This is a genomic window from Paraburkholderia phenazinium, assembly GCF_900100735.1.
Classification (GTDB): domain Bacteria; phylum Pseudomonadota; class Gammaproteobacteria; order Burkholderiales; family Burkholderiaceae; genus Paraburkholderia; species Paraburkholderia phenazinia.
Genome location: NZ_FNCJ01000002.1, coordinates 459,714 through 477,927, shown reverse-complemented (window position 1 = coordinate 477,927; position 18,214 = coordinate 459,714). Strand labels below are relative to the sequence as shown.

The 18,214-nt window shown below is 54.0% G+C and carries 16 protein-coding genes; 1 reads left to right on the top strand and 15 read right to left on the bottom strand.

Translation table 11 applies throughout. The features are described 5' to 3' along the window. Positions 1-45: 45 nt before the first annotated feature. Positions 46-2,049 (bottom strand): right-handed parallel beta-helix repeat-containing protein, encoded by a 2,004-nt coding sequence (locus BLQ92_RS05955; protein WP_090682511.1) that lies wholly within the window; start codon positions 2,047-2,049, stop codon positions 46-48. A gap of 300 nt (positions 2,050-2,349) precedes the next feature. Here BLQ92_RS05955 and BLQ92_RS39230 point away from each other — a divergent pair, with 300 nt between their 5' ends. Further along, on the top strand, positions 2,350-2,880 hold the full coding sequence (locus tag BLQ92_RS39230) for a hypothetical protein (RefSeq protein ID WP_143016514.1): 531 nt from the start codon (positions 2,350-2,352) through the stop codon (positions 2,878-2,880). Positions 2,881-2,992: 112 nt separating this feature from the next. Here the strand turns inward: BLQ92_RS39230 and BLQ92_RS05950 are convergent, their stop codons facing one another. The 14 genes from BLQ92_RS05950 to BLQ92_RS05885 form a co-directional block, all read right to left on the bottom strand. Continuing rightward, positions 2,993-3,565 carry a putative colanic acid biosynthesis acetyltransferase gene (locus tag BLQ92_RS05950; protein ID WP_175772149.1) on the bottom strand — a complete coding sequence of 191 codons (573 nt, stop codon included), beginning with the start codon at positions 3,563-3,565 and terminating at the stop codon, positions 2,993-2,995. Beyond that, a complete protein-coding gene (locus BLQ92_RS05945) occupies positions 3,565-4,308 on the bottom strand; it encodes a glycosyltransferase family 2 protein (RefSeq protein ID WP_090682510.1) in 744 nt (247 codons plus the stop codon). The genes BLQ92_RS05950 and BLQ92_RS05945 overlap by 1 nt, the downstream gene beginning before the upstream one ends. After that, positions 4,302-5,444 (bottom strand): hypothetical protein, encoded by a 1,143-nt coding sequence (locus BLQ92_RS05940; RefSeq protein WP_143016513.1) that lies wholly within the window; start codon positions 5,442-5,444, stop codon positions 4,302-4,304. The genes BLQ92_RS05945 and BLQ92_RS05940 overlap by 7 nt, the downstream gene beginning before the upstream one ends. A gap of 44 nt (positions 5,445-5,488) precedes the next feature. Continuing rightward, entirely contained in the window at positions 5,489-6,724 is a 1,236-nt protein-coding gene (locus BLQ92_RS05935) for a glycosyltransferase (RefSeq protein WP_090682506.1), read from the bottom strand. 4 nt (positions 6,725-6,728) lie between these two features. Next, on the bottom strand, positions 6,729-7,202 hold the full coding sequence (locus BLQ92_RS05930; RefSeq protein WP_218133029.1) for a DapH/DapD/GlmU-related protein: 474 nt from the start codon (positions 7,200-7,202) through the stop codon (positions 6,729-6,731). A 26-nt stretch (positions 7,203-7,228) separates the two neighbouring features. Next, entirely contained in the window at positions 7,229-8,083 is an 855-nt protein-coding gene (locus tag BLQ92_RS05925) for a glycosyltransferase (RefSeq protein WP_090682505.1), read from the bottom strand. Between the two features lie 12 nt (positions 8,084-8,095). Further along, positions 8,096-9,160, bottom strand: a complete 1,065-nt coding sequence (locus BLQ92_RS05920) for a hypothetical protein (RefSeq protein ID WP_090682503.1) — start codon at positions 9,158-9,160, stop codon at positions 8,096-8,098. Positions 9,161-9,195: 35 nt separating this feature from the next. Further along, positions 9,196-10,638, bottom strand: a complete 1,443-nt coding sequence (locus BLQ92_RS05915) for a lipopolysaccharide biosynthesis protein (protein WP_090682501.1) — start codon at positions 10,636-10,638, stop codon at positions 9,196-9,198. A 43-nt stretch (positions 10,639-10,681) separates the two neighbouring features. Beyond that, positions 10,682-11,632 (bottom strand): GDP-L-fucose synthase, encoded by a 951-nt coding sequence (gene fcl, locus BLQ92_RS05910; RefSeq protein WP_090682500.1) that lies wholly within the window; start codon positions 11,630-11,632, stop codon positions 10,682-10,684. A gap of 5 nt (positions 11,633-11,637) precedes the next feature. After that, entirely contained in the window at positions 11,638-12,756 is a 1,119-nt protein-coding gene (gene gmd / locus BLQ92_RS05905; RefSeq protein WP_090682498.1) for a GDP-mannose 4,6-dehydratase, read from the bottom strand. Between the two features lie 69 nt (positions 12,757-12,825). Next, positions 12,826-15,075, bottom strand: a complete 2,250-nt coding sequence (locus BLQ92_RS05900) for a polysaccharide biosynthesis tyrosine autokinase (RefSeq protein ID WP_090682497.1) — start codon at positions 15,073-15,075, stop codon at positions 12,826-12,828. 4 nt (positions 15,076-15,079) lie between these two features. Beyond that, on the bottom strand, positions 15,080-15,520 hold the full coding sequence (locus BLQ92_RS05895; protein ID WP_090682495.1) for a low molecular weight protein-tyrosine-phosphatase: 441 nt from the start codon (positions 15,518-15,520) through the stop codon (positions 15,080-15,082). After that, positions 15,517-16,680 (bottom strand): polysaccharide biosynthesis/export family protein, encoded by a 1,164-nt coding sequence (locus BLQ92_RS05890; protein WP_244106088.1) that lies wholly within the window; start codon positions 16,678-16,680, stop codon positions 15,517-15,519. The genes BLQ92_RS05895 and BLQ92_RS05890 overlap by 4 nt, the downstream gene beginning before the upstream one ends. 130 nt (positions 16,681-16,810) lie before the next feature. Beyond that, positions 16,811-18,190: an undecaprenyl-phosphate glucose phosphotransferase gene (locus tag BLQ92_RS05885; RefSeq protein ID WP_090682493.1), complete on the bottom strand. Its 1,380-nt coding sequence runs from the start codon at positions 18,188-18,190 to the stop codon at positions 16,811-16,813. Between the last annotated feature and the right edge of the window lie 24 nt (positions 18,191-18,214).

The window sequence follows — 18,214 nt, the reverse complement described above, 5'->3', positions numbered from 1 at the left end:
GCCACATTTGACGCCGAATCGCTGCCCCGCGCCCACTCACATCCATCATTTCATTTGCGTCAGTGGGGGCGGGACAAACCCCTGTGGCAACAAACCCAACCTGCTGAGCGACCGGAAGTCGAGTGAAGCCGGACTTTCAAGGTCAGGAAAGACTTGAACATTACTATCACAAACGTTATCGGAGTAATCAAACCAGTTCGAATTTCCGAACACACTTTGCCCATTTTGCTTCGCACACTGGGTTCTGATCATCACATTTCTACGTATGACGTTATATTTCGGCGCCCCCGGATCGTCCGAAAGCACTTGATTAAAATGCGCATATTTCTGGAAGGCAACTGGCGCATTCAATACGGACGCGTATCGCTTTCTTAGCTCGCTGTTGGCGTCGGTTACCGAACTGGTCTGCCATGTCTTTCCGCGGTCATCCGCCAGGATCGCCACAGGCGTATCCAGGAACACGTTATCCCGAACCAGGTTGTCCCGTCCCCCACCTATGAAAATTCCGGTACTCACTTTTGAAAAAATATTACCGTAAATTTTCGCGCCACTAGCCTGATCGTCCAGATACACGCCATAGATCAATCGGCCATCCGATGAGGATATGTTATTAATAAAGTTATACCTTATGACATAGCCGCGCTCGGTCCAATCACGTCCAAAATATATCGCACCAGCATCACTCACTTCCTTGTCGACATCATGTATGTGGTTATACTCCAGCACATGATCGTTTCCGTGCAATATAATCGCAACGTGCTGTGCATCATATATCTCATTTCCAGAAGCAGTATTCCCCACCCCACTCATAGAAATTGCGGGCCGGTAGGTCCAGTCGAACTGACTATATCGATAAATATTGCTGTTAAATACGCCAAGATTCCCCGGACTGAGGGTAGCGCGGTCCCCGCCTTCAATATCCACCCCGCCGCTGCCGGCATCGTGGATCGAGCAGTTATACACACCGCCATTTTTCCCAGTCAACTTTACGGGCAACAGGCCAATATTCCGGATCTCGCAATTTTCAAGCTTGACGTTGTCGGCATTTCGAATATCAATCGCAGTGCCACGCGAAAGCTCGAAGTTCACGCCGTCAATATCGATGTTACTGCCACCAACAATGGTCAGTAAGTGATTTGCGTTGGCGACCTCCACGATCTGCTTCTTATTTGTATCTTTCGGCAAAAGATAAACCGTCCCGGCAGGGCTATCCAGATACCAGTTACCCGGCGACAGCATGCCTGCTGCGACATTCTCGAAATAAATTCGCTGCCCTTTTTTGATCGGGCGCCGGGGAGACGTTAATACGTCAAGAGTATTTCCCGCCCCGCCAGATGAGCGAACCTGCAGGGATTCCATTGAATAATCGTTCGACCAATATCCTACCGCCCACAGATCCGACTGGACCGAAATATCTTCCGGCAACGGTCGATCCAGGCGAACTTGCGTCGGATACGCTGCCACGATCTTCACAAATTCATCGCTCGGCCATCTCGCAATTTGCATCGGCATGTGGTCGACATAGACTGCCGAATAGGCACCTTCGGAATTCCGCTCAGTTCCATGATTAAATGGGCCCTGGACATTGACGCCAGCAGCCCGAAGGTCGCACTTCACCATTCGATCCGCGGTCGACGAAGGAAAACGCTTTTTTTCGGTTTCCGAAAGCGGAGACGGGTTTTCAAGCGCGACACCCCCGCTAACCCAGACCGTCCCTCTTTTTTTTGCGTAGATTCTCAATGGAGCCCTGGAAGTCCCGGAAAGCTCGCTCGGTATATCTATAGGGTTGCTGATTCGATAGACACCCGGATATAGCTCGATCTTAAGCGGCTCTGTCGACGCAGGGTGTTGCTTTTTGTAGGTTTTCAATATTTCAATTGCAGCAGGCAAATCCTGGACAACCGGCGTACCTCCCCCCGCTGCCCCCTGCGCAACAGGCGTCGCCACCACACGAACCGTCATCGCGTCCGATTGATCCACGTGACCGATAGAGGCCAACGTGGCTATTGCCAATCCGAATTGCAGGAGCGTTGCCTTTGGTTGATTCATCTTTGCTTCCTTTCGTAGTAATCCTATCAATCCAGGATTGGACTTCTTGCAACCACGGACAAGCGCGGTTTGATCAGCTGACGCAGCATCCGCACAGTACGACCTGCCAACAACCGGACGACCCGTGCGCAGCGGATGCTAATGACGCACTTGGTTCGAGACCAGCTTCCAACTCCGCTGAGCGGCATGCTGCTGGCAATCACGATCATTATCATTAAGGAAGCCTAGACAGATGAGCCGGGATGCGCGACGATGGTATCCAGGCACATTGTGAGGGCGGAAACGCCCACCGAGGACTCTATGCAAATTATTTTCAATCCAACCATTACACTTTCGCTCCTTCTTGCCGTCGCCTCTGTACCATGCGCCGCTCAATCCGCCTCGGCAGGAGCCGATTCGCAAACAACATCGGCACACGGAAAATCTAAGTCAGGATCGCAATATGGGGCGCTGCAATCGAAAGCCAACCAGCAGTATCTGGACCTGAATGGTATGGGCGGCGACATTTTGGGCGCCCCCCGGGACTACAGTGATGCCGATACTGCCTACCTCGGAGCCCCTTCCATCCCATTCATCCCGCCGGAGGACCGCAGCGCCGATGACACCTCCCTTCCTACAGGGCAAGGGCTCTCTCTTAGCTCGGAACGATCCGGCGGCACTTCGTCATCCGATACCTCTTCCGACACGCTTGGGACCGATTTGAGCCAGGCTCCCAAGTCGAAACAAACACGCATCGGCCACTCAGGAACGACTCAGGCTACTCGCAAGTCGCCTACCGGAACCCTCGATGCCGGCGGCGACGTCCACCCCGTATATAGGAATCCTTGGTAACTCTCTTCACCGTATCAATCCGCAAGCTCGAGGCAATCGCCAGCCGCGATGCCTTGCGCATACAAAAGACAGAACGCCTGCTCGCAAGGCTTTGAGGGTTCATCAGGGCAGACTAGTTGCCGCTAGTTCGACGCTTGATTGGTACGCATGGGTGCCCCGTGCAGATCATGTCGGACGGCATGTCCTTAAATACCGAACTGCGAGCCCCGATTACCGCACCGCGAGCAATTGTCACCCCTGGCGCTACAAATACGTCTGCACACACCCACGCCTCATCCTCAATCACGATCGGGCGGCCGCGAATCTCGAACGCCACGCTTGCTGGATCGTGATCTCCAGCGCATAAGTAACTACGCTGTGACACAACGGCATTACGTCCAATCTTTACGTCCCCTAGACAATAGATCACCGCGTCGTCACCTACCCAGCTGAAATCACCGATCTCGAATTTCCATGGGTAAGTCACTGTCGCAGCAGGCCGAATCTTCACTCCACGGCCCACGCGCGCACCAAATAACCGCAGCAACATAGATCGCCATCCGTACAGAAACTGCGGCGAAAGTCGAAACAGGGTGGCTTGGGTTAGCCACCAAAGCTGGACGACCACGGCGCTGCGCCCTCTGAAACCCGCGGGTAACTGAAATCGATTCAACTCTTGCACGGACACTCGGCGGCCGTTCCCCATCACGTGTTCCTCCGCAGCCGCAAATACTGCCACAGCGTAAAGCTACAAGCTAAAAATCTACGGCTCGCGGAAATTACTCTTCTAAAATAACTCAATTCAAGTACATCGCGTTGAATCAAGTAGGCTTGTCTGATCAGCGGGATGATCTTGATCGTCGACACCCCACCCACATAAAACTTCGCAACAACCGAGTTGAGATAGTCGACCTTCACACCTTTTCGCGCCAGACTTGCTGCCAGAAAGAAATCGCCGCATATGGAGAAGGAGTGCAGGAAATACTCTCTCACCAGAAGACTACGTCGATACAAAGTCGCCTGCTGATTTGCCGGTACCGAATGCCAGATCGACTCATAAAAATTGCGTGCGCGCCGAACGGCAATGGACGACGACCCGACCATAAATCGCGCATCACAGAGCAACACATCGGCTTCCCGCAACTTGTTTCTTACACTGAATACGCTGCCGGCGCCATCAAGCTCATCCCCGGCATTTAAAAACCACACGTACTCCCCCGTTGCTATCTTCACTCCCTTCCACATGGCATCATAAATTCCATTGTCGGGCTCTGAAATATAGCGGCTGATTCCCTGAGTTGACTCGATCAACTCTTTGGTGCCGTCCGTTGAACCGCCATCAACCACAATCCATTCGAAATTCTGGCTGTTCTGAGCCTGCAGCGATTGCATTGTCCGTAGCAAACCGGCCATATCATTCCAGCACACCGTAATGATGGAAATTAACATGTGGCCACCCTGACAGCTCGCCCTTGGTGCCGCTCTGGAAGCACTTTCCTGCCAACAACAAACACGACCGCTGACAACATCACAAACCGATCATAATAGAGCGGACTTCCGTTAATCATGCAGAACGCACAGAACAGAATGAAAAATTTCCAGCCAAATAGCCGGAAGAAAGCACCAAATACAAATATCACATAGAGACCCGAGAGCAATGCTTTGCCGAGCAGAAAATTGTCAAAGATATTTTTTTCGGCGCCTAGCGAAGACGCATACATCAGAGCGCGCTGTTGATCCAAACCCAATATATTCCAGTGCTCGACCAGCACGCGAAATGGAAAATATAAGCGCTGCATGGTCGACGCGTCTTCGCCACTCACGACTGTCGATAGCCGCGCAGCAAGCAAGCTCATACCCAGAACACACGCCACCCCTACCATCAGGCGCTGAATTTTATTTAATCTTCCGTAAAACGATAGAATAATGATCGGCAAACAAGCCAAAGACGACAGCGATGCACTCAATATCGTAATAGTGACTCCAACCAGCAGTAACTTGCGAAGCTTAAGCACCCCGGCAACGAAGCAGACACAGAGTCCGAACGCCCCGAGTGACGACGGTTCAGAAAATGTCGCGGACGGCCGGCTAAACGAGCCATACCGTTCGTACAATTCCGCACTTAGGGTGCCGTAGTCCAGATTGTAGTAATTGCCCGGAATAAAGAATTTCCCCGAGTGGATAAACAATGCATCCATGGTTTGTACCGCAGCTAAAGCGGCCACACCGATCGAAACCAGTGTAAATGCCCGAACGCACTTTTCATCGACTTCCGAGCTGCTTGAGGCCAAAGTAGCCAATAGAGCAATTGAGGCGAGCTCTCGCAGATTCGTCAAGAAAAGCGGATCGTCCTGCCTAAATATGGAAAATAGTATCGCTGCCGCAGCAGCGATACCGACCGGGCCGATTAAAGCGCGTGCAAGATAGGAAAAGCGCACTAATGCTAAATATCCCCCAACGAGAGCGAAAAGAGCAAAGCTGACCGAGGCGAATTCGCTCCTTCCCAAGTGCACGAAAGGCAAACAAAAAATCACGACAATGCCAAGCAAACTGGCCAGGCCACCGGATGAACTGCGTCTTTCCAAGATATGCGTTCTGACGACAGGCGCTGAAGAGTACATAAATCCCCTTAATTTTTAGCAGCGTCAAGAAATACATTTCTGTATTGCTCGGCTATCACCGAGAACGAATATTTTCGGACGGCAGCGTCGCGACACCACGCAGACATCTCGGAATTACTTCGTTTATCCAGGCATTTTTCAATCGCCAACCCTAGCGATTCCGGGTTGTTCGGTTCCGCCAAAAAACCCGTCACCCCGTTTTCCACTATGTCAGCGAGGCCGCCGACGTCGAAAGCAACCACGGGCGTTCCACACGCCAGCGCCTCGACCCCAATGTTCGGCAGATTATCCAGACGCGAAGGAATCACCACTGCGTCAACCGCCGAATAAACAACCTTCAGACTGACCTCATCGTTGAGATACCCCAAGAACTTGATTGAGAGGTCACGGCATAGCTCGGCACTTCCGCCGGTGTCTTCGCCCAACACGAGGTACTTGGTATCGTTACGCAGCACGGAAGTTGATTTGACAGCCTTCATCAGCAAATCAAATCCTTTCCGACTGTCACCCGTGCCGCCGAAAGACGAAAAAAGAACATACCGCTCGCCTGGCTCCAAATCGAGAACCTTCCTCGCAAATGCTTTGTCCACTGGCGCCCAAAAGGACGTATCGATCGCGTTCGGGACCACGTGCACTTTCCAGTTACTCATCAGCGCACTCTGCTGAGCACAGGTTGCCAGCCACCTACTCGGGGCGATAACCGTCATCGGGGCAAGCCAGCTGCGTTGCTTCCTGAGCCACACCCACCGGTTCAGGTCGAAGCCCTTTTCGCTTTCGTGCCGAGTCCCTTTCGTGTACCCATCTCTCCAACGCGCATCCAACGTGTAGTGCTCCGCGCCACAGAATCCCCACATGTCATGTAGCGTCCACACGATTGGCTTTCGAATCCGCCCCAAACCCTCAATGGACAGCATTTCATTGCAGATCCAATGCAGGTTCACTACGTCAACGTCTTGCGCATTGAGATACTTTGGAAGGTCAGAAGGCAGCACCCCAAAGGAATGAAGAACCTTGTTCGATGTTTTAAAAAGCGATTGCACCTTCGCACCCACTCTTGGGCGCAAAAGATGATAAATTTTTTCCAGATCGCTTTCTGGCCCCTGTATATCCGGGCGTTCTGAGATCTTTTTCCGAACAAGAAGGCGTGCGTCCAAACCGCTATGCAAAAGCGCATCGAATAGCCGTGTACCTGCGCGAGCGGCGCCCCCACCGTGATCCGAATAATTGACTAGCAAGGCCTTCATAGTATTAGCGTATCTGTCTGGCTGGATTTCCGATCATGACCGCCCGAGGCGGCACATCCCTGGTCACTACAGCAGCGGCGCCGATTTTCGCGCCCTGGCCGATCGTAATGCCTCCGATAATCACGGAATTCGCGCCCAACTCCACGTCGTCTTCGATAACAGGCGACGGACCTTGAGTACCGTCCGTTAGCATCTTGCAGCCAACAGTGACGCCGTGACGAATATCGACATTCTTCCCAAAAATCGCATGTTTATTTATCACGATTCCATAACCGTGATGAATCCGGAAACCCTGTCCTATCTTTGTTGCCGCCGGTATTTCGTATCCAAGGACAAGCTCGGTCAAATATTTGTATCCCAGCAGAACCGGGACCGCCCAGATCAAATTGAATCCTGACAAGCCCCGTTTCTTAACCGACGCCTGATGCGCTAGCCGATACAGGCCGACCATCATCGAACCGCGCGGGTTGTCGATCAAACAAAGCTTGGCTCTGGTCCACAAACTCACAGCAACCTCGCTTTCTTTTTCAAATAGATTTCCGCGTACTTCGTGAAGGCACGCACGCCATACCGGGCCGAGGCAAGTACTTCAGAAAGAGGAAAGTGAGCTTGCGGGTAAGCAAAAACATTCAACTTGAGGAGGCGGGCATCTTTATGAGTAAACAATCGCCCGTGTTTCTCGCAAAAAGTCTCATATGCCGATACATATCGACTAGCGCCGCCTAACGAGATGCGGTGATTCGCAGATTCCACATCGACCACATAGGTGCCATCGCGAGAGATTTTTCTCCCCAGGCCGAATTGCTCAACCAATCGGAACCAGAGTTCGTAGTCCTGCCAGGCTGGCATCGCCGCGTCGAATCCGCCAACAGTACGCAGCCGCGAAGTTTCTGTGAAAATCTGGCAGCCGACAAAATTGGACAGCTTGAGCATATCCAGCGAAACAACATCCGGCAATGTACGCCGGACTCGCCCACTGGCCCTCTCGATCAAAAAGTCTGTAAACAAAAATGCCGCGGGATTCCGCGAAAACAAAATATCCTTGCTTTCTACAAACTCTGCTATACGAGTAGGCGTAAAATAATCGTCATCGTCGAGGCCGGTGATAAATTCACCTCGAGCCCGGCTTATCGCCTCATTTCTTCCACGACAAGCCCCAACCGATATCTCGGACCTGACATAAACAATGTTGTGGCTGGCTTTAGCCAGATCCAGCAAGTACTCCTGAGTCCCGTCAGTCGATCCGTCGTCGAAAATTACCAGCTCTATTTCTTTATACGTCTGCGACAACACAGAATTAACCGCTCTCCTGAGCAGTTCAAGCCGGTTGTGCGTTGTAAGGTAAACGCTAATTAACATAATACCGATCCTTCAAATACCGGAAATTGCCAATGCGCTTGCTGGATAGCTGCACATCAGAGCCCTTTGATTTTCCGCATTGACCCAATTTCCCGAATATATGAAATCCCGGTATGCCCCCAATCTGTCCTTCACCACATCGACGAGAACATCATCACGACCCCATGTGTCGAATTCTCTTTCAAACGTTATGACACGTTTAAGCCGCCTCGAAAGCGCGGACACCCCCTCGCAAAACGTACCGCTCCCGGCAATGAGCGTTTCCGCCTTTAGAAGAGTTCCAATGTCATCATGCAACTTTCCGCCTATCCTGGACTCAACCTTGAACGATCCGGACTGGCGCAAATATTCGAGAAGCGGCTTGATTACGGGGTTTGCATCGTCCTCTGCGACCACGACTACCTTTGCGCATGCGATAGAAGCAAGAACGCTTTGATAAAACGAAAGCGGTGGTTGGCCGTAATCCGGGTGCGCGCCCGCCCCTCTGAAAATGTCGCCAGATCTAATATGAATAACAACCGTTCCAACATCGAAATCGGCCGATGGTTCCTGGATACGGATTAAGTTCGCCACCGACCGAAGCGTATCGCTGCGCCTTTTGTGCGGCCCGTATAACGGCCCGAGTGTCGCCCGGTAATAGTAATAGCCGTCCAGCACCAGACGTTCCCGGTGCATAAAAGGCAATTCGCCTGTCCGTATATTGACGCCGCCACTGCTCGTTCCGGAGCGGAGATACCAGAATCCCGGAGCGTATACCGTCGGAATTTCGTTAGTCTCGGCGAATTCCACGGCGTTTGCCAGTTGGATCAGCGAGTTCGAAAATCGATGCGGCGCGCGAATACTAAGCGCTGATATCACGGGCGCTTTCGTGGAGGCGCGGGCACGTCCTGAGCGAGCGTTTCCGGAAAACAGTTGATAAGGGTCTTTTCTAAACGCGTACCGCAGGTCGACATCCGTCGCAGCGCCACGGAAGCTTTCGAGACTAAGGGCGCTCTGCGTACAGAACACTTGTTCCAGATCGCTTTCCCAATGCAGAGACGCGGCCCGAACTACACGCCGGAATGCGGATGCAAACATAAGTTATCCTTCCTGCAAGAAATACCGGACCCGTCTCATGTCGCACGTCGCAACTTTAAGACGAGGGAAGCGTAACTGCTCGGGTAGAGCCACCGCACGGCCACTCCATACGCCATTGCGCCAGCGCATGCGCCGACCAACAGTCGAACAACATGCCCTAAATTCCCTTCAAATTCCGGCACGAAGAGCAACGCAATTGAGCTGGATAAGGCGAGTAGCGCAGTGGCGCAAGCGGGCCGAATCAACGCACGGAAGACGAAATTCGGGCTGGCGTTGATGCATTTGGAGCCAAAGTAATATATTGGGTACAGCAACAAGATGTTTGCCAGCGCGTACCCCTGGGCAACGCCCAAAATGCCGTAGCGCAAACCGAGTGCTATTCCCCCCACCTGCACAGCCGACGAAAAAATGCCCCAATAGAAAAACCGCTTGGTCTTACCGGTGCAGGTATATAGAAGCCCAGAAGTCGTGGTGATGGCCTGAATCATGCCAATCGGGGCTAGATAGAATATGACGTCCGATACCCTCACCCAGGCCGGTCCCAATACGACGGCAACGAAGTCAATTCTCAGTAGCCAAAAGCCCGTCATTGCCGGGAATGCGAGTAGCGCTACGCGCTGCACCAGCTCTGCATATACGAGATCAACCCTTTCTCCGGAATCGTAGGCCCGGGACATGACAGGCAACATGGCACGATTGAACACGGACGAGATGTTCTGCAAGGGGAAGAGCATGAACTTATACGCCAACCCGTAAATTCCGAGCGACGCGGCTCCCAGGAATTTCCCGATCAAAATAGCATCGGAATTTCTGGCGAAATAGTTAACCGTAACAAACCCGAAAAGATTCGAACTATACGAACTGACCTCCTTAAAAGACCCCCATTTGAAGCGAAAACGAGGTCTCCATGGATTGATGTACCAGTAAGACAATGTGGAAAGCGAATTTGCCAATATCGCATTTGCAACAAGTGCGTAGACGCCAAATCCGAACCTGGCCAGGAGTATCGAAATCACCAACGCAATATACGTACTGGCCGTCTCCACTACGGCTAATTTCTGAAATTGCAGCTCACGCTCAAGAAACGCTTGCTGAACTGCCCCGAGCGAAGCGATCGGGAATGAAATGCTGATCCACAAAAGCACGTTCTCAAGGCGCGGTTCCGAAAACAGCCTCGCGATGACATGCGACGCCCCGGCTATGGTTGCGCACGCCGCAGCGCCTACCAGAATATTGAAAGCAAAAACCGAATTGAGCGTGTCCTCAGTCAGGTCTTTTTTCTGAATGACAGCTTGTCCAGTTCCCATGTCGCGAAATAGCAGCGCGAACGTGAGAACTGTGGTTGCCATCGCCATCAGGCCGAAATCTTTAGGGCTAAGCAAATGAGCAAACAGTGGTGCGCCAATCAACTGGGCCAGAATCTTTGCAGCCTGAATGCCGCCAACCCACTTTACCGAGCCGAAATGATTTTTTTTCATAAAATCTTGGAGTCTCAAAGGTGTGCACGTACCTTGGAGAGAGCTATCTCGATTGGTAATCGCGATACGCCGCTGAGAGCCCGCTGCGAAGGTCGAATTTTGACTGCCACCCGAGCTTTCGAAGGGTCTCCGTGCTCGACAATTTCCTCGGAGTACCGTCCGGCTTGCTTGTATCGAACAGAATTTCGCCGGAATAGCCAACCGTCTCTGCGACCAGAGCGGATAGATCAGCGATACTGATGTCGACACCCGATCCGACATTGACGTGGGACAGTGTCGGGCTCGTACTCTTTTCGTAGATCTGCCGGTCGAGGTTGTGCACAAAAACGCTCGCGTCAGCCATGTCGTCGACGTACAGGAATTCGCGCTTCGGCGTGCCCGTACCCCAAACCACAACGTTGGCCGCGTTATTCGTCTTAGCTTCGTGGAATCGATGAATCAGAGCAGCGATAACGTGACTGTTTAAGGGATGGTAATTATCACCATCACCATAAAGGTTGGTTGGCATCACGCTACGATAGTCCGTGCCGTACTGCCGGTTGTAGCTTTCACACAATTTAATTCCCGCAATCTTCGCAACTGCATAGGGCTCGTTCGTCGGCTCAAGCGGCCCTGTGAGCAAAGCCCCTTCCTCAATCGGCTGCTCGGCGAATTTCGGGTAAATACACGTCGAGCCAAGGAACAGCAATTTTCTTACGCCAGCCTGGTACGAGGCGTGTATCACATTCGCCTCGATCATCAAATTTTCGTAAATAAATTCGGCCGGATAGCTGTTGTTTGCATGAATTCCACCCACCTTGGCCGCAGCGAGATATACCTCATCTATCTGATTATCAGAAAAGAATGTCTTAACGGCATGTTGATCCAGCAGATCAAGCTCGCTGTGACTACGCGTTATGATGTTTTGATAGCCAATTTCTCTGAGTCGCCGAACAATGGCGGAGCCAACCATACCCCGATGGCCAGCAACGTACACTCGCGCGTTGGTATTCATGTTGTTTACTCGTTGTATTCGAATGCTTTGAATCCAGCCAGCGTGACCAGCGCATCGCGTTTCGCAACCTGGTAATCAGAGCGGGTCATTTCGGCAACTAGCGACTCAAACGAGGTCGTCGGCTTCCATCCAAGTTTTTCGTGGGCTTTAGTAGGATCGCCCAGCAGCGTCTCCACTTCGGTCGGCCGGAAATAACGCGGATCGACACGAACGATGACGTCGCCCGGCTTCACCTTTGTTGCGGTTCCATCCGTTTTTGTTACAACGCCGATCTCGTCGACACCGGAACCCTCGAATTGCACCGTGATGCCCAGATGACCCGCGGCGTGCTGAACGAAATCTCGAACGCTATATTGAATGCCCGTTGCGATGACGAAATCTTCCGGCTGCTCCTGCTGGAGCATTAGCCACTGCATCTCGACGTAGTCGCGTGCATGCCCCCAATCGCGCAGTGCCGAGAGATTCCCCAGATGGACACAGTCCTGAAGTCCCGTGGCGATACGTGCAATAGCGCGCGTGATCTTTCGCGTGACAAATGTTTCGCCACGTACCGGCGACTCGTGGTTGAACAGAATGCCGTTGCAAGCGTACATGCCGTACGCTTCGCGATAATTGACCGTGATCCAGTAGGCATACAGTTTGGCTACCGCGTAAGGGCTGCGCGGATAGAACGGTGTCGTTTCCTTTTGGGGCACTTCCTGCACCAGCCCGTATAGCTCGGAGGTCGATGCCTGATAGAAGCGTGTCTTCTTTTCGAGCCCCAGGATTCTGATTGCCTCGAGGATCCGCAGCGCGCCTATGCCGTCTGCATTAGCCGTGTATTCCGGCTCTTCAAAAGAAACGGCAACGTGGCTTTGAGCGGCCAGGTTATAGATTTCGTCAGGCTGGACGCGCTGGATGATCCTGACCAGGCTTGTCGAATCCGTCAGGTCGCCATGATGCAGGACGAAACGCGCGTCCGGGGAATGGGGATCCTGGTAAAGATGGTCGATTCGATCAGTGTTAAACAGTGACGTCCGGCGCTTAATGCCATGCACCTCGTAACCTTTGCCTAACAGTAGCTCGGCAAGATACGATCCATCTTGACCCGTCACTCCGGTAATCAGTGCGACTTTTCGATTCATTTTCCTGATCCTCAGTTTGATTCAAGTTGCGACACAACGGGTCGCGGCAAAGACTGGTGAACCGATGTTTCACTCAGTACTGCTTTGATATCCGTAATACCCAGAGTAGTAGGCCCCGTACCCGATCCGCCTTTGCGGCACATCGGAGAACAACACGCCCTTCACCATCACACCACCGTTGCGCAGACGCTTTGCGGTCTCCGCGATTTCGGACATAGGGTTACGGCCATGCCTAACGACCAGCAATGTGGTGCCGGCGAACTTTCCGATGAGCGCCGCGTCGGTGACCGCTAACACAGGCGGCGTATCAACGATCACGATGTCGTAACGCGTGGAGAAATACTCCAGCATGCTTTTGAAGCGCTCACTCATGAGCAACTCAGCCGGGTTGGGCGGCAACGTTCCTTTCGGGAGAAAGTCAAGACCCGGCAGAACGTCATGCAACACGGTGCCTTCAATATCCCTTCCGCCGATTGCATCGGACAGTCCCGGATTTCGATTGACCCCGAGGTACGTGTGCGCATCACCTCGGCGCATATCCGCATCTACAAGCAATACGCGCTTGCTGCTCGACGCGAGCACTGCCGACAAATTCACCGCCATAAAGGACTTCCCAACTTCGGGACGCGGTCCTGTGATCATCACAATATTGTTGGGAGCTTCGAGCAAGCCGAACTCAAGCGCCGTTCGCAAACTCCGGATGCCCTCCACGGCCACGTCCTCAGGTGCACTTGCCGCCAGCACGTTCTGTCCTTGGTGGCCTCGGCGGACATTCCTCCATAGCTGAATCTGCGCCTCGCTGTGCGGCACGACCGCATATACGGGAAGACCCAGTGCTTCTTCAATTTCTTCGCTGTGCTCAACGCCACCAAACAGCGTCTTCCGAACGAAGGCAGCAACGGTGCCAATGACGAGGCCTAAGACTGCCGCCAAGCCGACGGTCATGACGCGCCGGGGCCTGACAGGAACATCATCGGCTACTGCATAGTCGACCACGCGCACGTTACCCACTTCACCCGCTTTCACGATGCGCAGCTGTTGGGCCGCATCGAGAAGATTGGTGTACAGCTCGGTATCGACCCGCACGTCACGCAGCAAGCGAAGTGCCGACTGCTCGGTATCGGGAAGCCGGATCACCTGTTTGTCGAGCGACGTCCCCTGCGCCTGCAGCAGATTGATTTGAGCGGTCAATGCTGCAACGGCAGGGTGCGTCGGGGTGAAGCGCTGGATCATCTCGACACGCTGCTGCTCGAGATCCGCGAGCTTGGTCTTGCTGTCGACGATCTGTTGCAGGAGCAGGCGGCTCTCCTCGCTCAGATCAACCGTTCCCTTTTCGTTGCGAAATGCGTTATACCGGTCTTCAGCTTTGTCGAGTTGGGCCCGCAGTTGCGGCAACTGCTGGTCAAGAAACGCGAGTGTGTGTTCAGCCTCGGCGGATTTTCTGTCGATGTTCTGTTGAACGTATGCGCTAGCGATCGTATTCAGGATCAGCGCTGTGCGCGCGCTGTCTTCGCCATCGAGCGTCGCGCCGATTACACCCGATTGCTTGGTCTTTTCGGCGATGGTCAGCGCGTCCTGCAGCTGATCGATCGTCCCAAGCGTGGACGAGCGGGCGACGATAAATTGCGTACCGGGTCTGGCAACTAGCGTATCAACCTGAATTTCGATTGGGCCGCTAGCCGCCGTCCCAGTTGCAGGAACGCCCGCGCTGCCCTCTTTGCCATCCTTGGACAAGGTCCCGGCTTTACCTCGAAGGACGATATCTCCGTCCTGATCCGCCAGATCGAAGTTGCCGTTTTCACGCGCGGTCAAGACAAAGGTCGTGCCATAAAGCGATTTGGGCACCTCGAACAGCGGAACCTGAATGCTTTCGCCGCCCCACGCGAATTTACTCAGTCCAACGAATGCCGGAGCAAGCTCGCCCGGCGCCGCCTTGCGTGCAACGGCCCTTCCGATCAATGGGAAGTACCGTGGATACGCGTTGATATCCAGATGCAACCTCTGCACGGTTTCCGTGACGACGAGCCTTGAACGGATCAGCTCGATCTCGGCCGCGGCGGTCTGCTTCGTATCGAAAATCGAGGCGAGTTCTCCGAGCGCGTCCTTCGTGGAACTCGCGCTGTCCTCGACCTGGATCATGACGTCTGCCCGATAAATCGGGCGGGCCAGAACAGCATAGAGAATGCCCAGGATCACCACCGCAACCGTGATCCCAGCGATCAGACGCCAGCTTTCGACCACCACGGAAAGGTAATCGGCCAGGTGAATCTGGTCCCCGCCTGAGGACTCGTCGGATTGTCGTTTATATATAGAAGCCATGCGTTCAGTGAACCAGTGGGATCATTGCCTCGAGCCAGCGTGACACGCTGCGCTCAATCTGCGCCAAGGACATCTCAAACGCCGCCCGGCCACGCCGGTACGGGTCTAGCACGTCCAGCCCTTCATGCTCGCCGAGGCGATACACTTTCCCCTTGACGAAGGAATAGGTCGCTTCAATCCTCCTTCGTTGCTCGAGTGTCATCGTCAGCACAAGTTGTGCTGCGCGCACGTCCTGCAAGGACAACGCGGATGCGATATGTCCGCTTATATCTATCCCACGTTCGGCCATGAGTTCGATCGCAATCGTGTCTGCCTTGCGACCCACTAGCGCACCCAGCCCGGCCGACGTAATCCGGGCGCGGGGCAACTCATGGGCCAGCAAGCCTCCTGCCATCGGACTTCGACATATGTTCCCTTCACACACAATCAGAATGGTGTCGATCATTTCGCCACCACCGCGCCATACAGACTCGCGTTAATCGCTGGGATCAACAGGTTCAACACCCGGCTCAGGCGAACCAACCCATTGCCATCGATGTATACGACGTCCTTAGGTTGCAGCTCGAACTGATTCGCGAGGATCATCGACACCGGCGATCGTGCGTCAAGATGGAAAACCTGCGGATTTACATCCTGCGATCCGCGAATCACATAGAGTTGCGACGCGTCCGCAGTCGTATTGTTCAGGCTCCCGGTCTGAGAAATGGCTTCGCTTAGCGACAGTCTTCCGTTCTTCATCGGGATCGCAGTGGATGGCTTAACGACCTCACCCATGACATACACACCGTTGTCGTCTCGCGATACCACGCGAAGCAAATCGCCATTCTTCAAGATGATCCGCGACGGATTCTGGCCATTCGCAAGCAACTGTGGAAGGTTCAGCGGATGTGACACACCGTCCCGCACCAATACCATCCGGCTCTGATCCGCTGTCGGACTAAAGCCGCCCGCGCGACTGACTGCGTCATAGAGCGTCATCGGAATGTCGTTGATCGGCTGGGGACCTGGAACGTGCACTTCTCCGTCGACATAAACCTGCTGCGATCGAAACGATGCGATACGCACGGTTACCTGCGGCCTGACGAAGACCTGTCCCAATCGCTCAGAAAGCGCCCGCTGGACCTCATCAGTTCGCAACCCTTCTACATGAAGAGTGCCGATGTACGGAAAGCTCAGGTTTCCTCTCTGATCGATAATGAACCCAGCCATAGGATCGGAAGCTCGCGTGGTTGACTGCTGCTGCGCACCCAAAGCTGCGGCCAACTCCGGATGATCCCAAACCGTGATCTCCAGAACGTCGCCGATCCCCAACCTATAGGTATATGGCCCGGAACTCTCAAACAACCCCCGCCCCTCTGCCGCACCTGCCTTGTCCGCCGCGTCGCGCATCTCTTTGATTAGCGAGCTGGTGATATCCGTAATCGGAACTTGAACATTGGTCGCCGGCGTCTGTGCGTTCCCACTGGTCGCAGGCAAGGTCGCCGGCTCAATCATCCGCATTCCCGGTGCAAATGCACACGCCGACAATGCAGCACATGCCGTCGTAATCGCCAGAAAACGAACGCCGTGCTTTCTGAATAACGCTGCCTGCTTTCTGAACTGCATACTCCTCCACCTCATCAAATCGACCTGATATCGCGTGCCAACCGCACAGACGCGCCGGTCGCCCGCTTCATAAGGACCGTTGCCGGATTCGCGTATCGAAGATGTTCCTAAACACCGCTTCGGCGGGGAATCAATAAGCGTTGCTGCTAACCATCCCCTTCGCCACGGTCGCCAGGACGATCCTCATGTCCAGAGCAAACGACCAATTGCGCAAGTAGTACAGATCGTGCTCCACGCGCTTCTGCATCTTTTCGACGCGATCGGTCTCACCGCGGAACCCGTTCACCTGCGCCCAACCCGTAATACCAGGCTTGATCCGATAACGATGGATATAGCCGTTCACAACCTTTTGATAGAGCTCATCGTGCTCGATTGCATGGGGACGCGGGCCGACCACCGACATCTCGCCGCGCAGCACATTGAAAAACTGGGGTAGCTCGTCAAGACTGGTCCGCCGCAGGAAACGACCCACACGCGTAATGCGTGAATCGCCCTTGGTAGCCTGCGTCACCACGCCCGCCTTTTCGACGTGATGGCGCATCGTGCGGAACTTGTAGATTTTGAACACCCGTCCATCGGCCCCTTTGCGGAACTGTGTAAAGAACACCGGACCAGGCGACGAAAGCTTTACAGCGATCGCAATGATCGTTAGCAGCGGCGCCAACGCGATCAAAGCCAGAGCAGCAAAGATGCGATCAAAGATTTCCTTTTGCACCAGCGCATGCTGCGACAGCGGCGAGGCCACCAGGTTGATTGCCGGCTCGCCGATCAAATCGATCATGCTGCTATCAAACAAGGCCACGCTTTGCACATCCGGAATGAAGCGGATGTTCACGAGCTCATCGCGGAACTCGTTGACGAAACGCAAGATAGTCGACTCTTCCGACAGCGGTAGCGCCAACCAGATTTCCTGCACGTCATTGCTTCGCACATACTCGGAAAAACTCTTCAGATCGACATACACTGGCACGCCCGATGGTGCAACGCCCGCCATGGGCCGCAAGTCGAACATCGCGGATACACGAAATCCGCCGGCCGGCGAGGCCTCCATCTTGCGGACGACGCGCTGGCAGTGAGAGCCATATCCAACCACGGCCACGTTGCGCAGGTTCATCCCAGCGTATCGCACGCTTCGCAGCACCCCGTAGGCCGTCAAACGCGACGCGATGAGCGCTCCACCTGTGATCGCCGTCCAGTATGCGAACCACAACCGCGAAATAAAATCGGTGCGATGGAGCGAGAACATCAACACCAGGCCACAGGCCTGAACCACCAGCCATGCCAGCGAAACCAGGCCGATCAGCCGCAACATCGAACGGCCTCGCCAGGATTGATACAGTCCAAAGACGGGAAACGACGCCAGCGCGAACGCGACAGAAAACGTGATGAACGCCCCATCGAGTCGGCTTTGCACCAGGCCCTCAAAACGGACATGCGACGCCAATACCGCCCCAACGACAATCAGAACGACGTCCACAAGCCGCGCCAACAACCCCTGTATGCCAAGCATCTTGCGACCCCCGCTTAAAGTTGG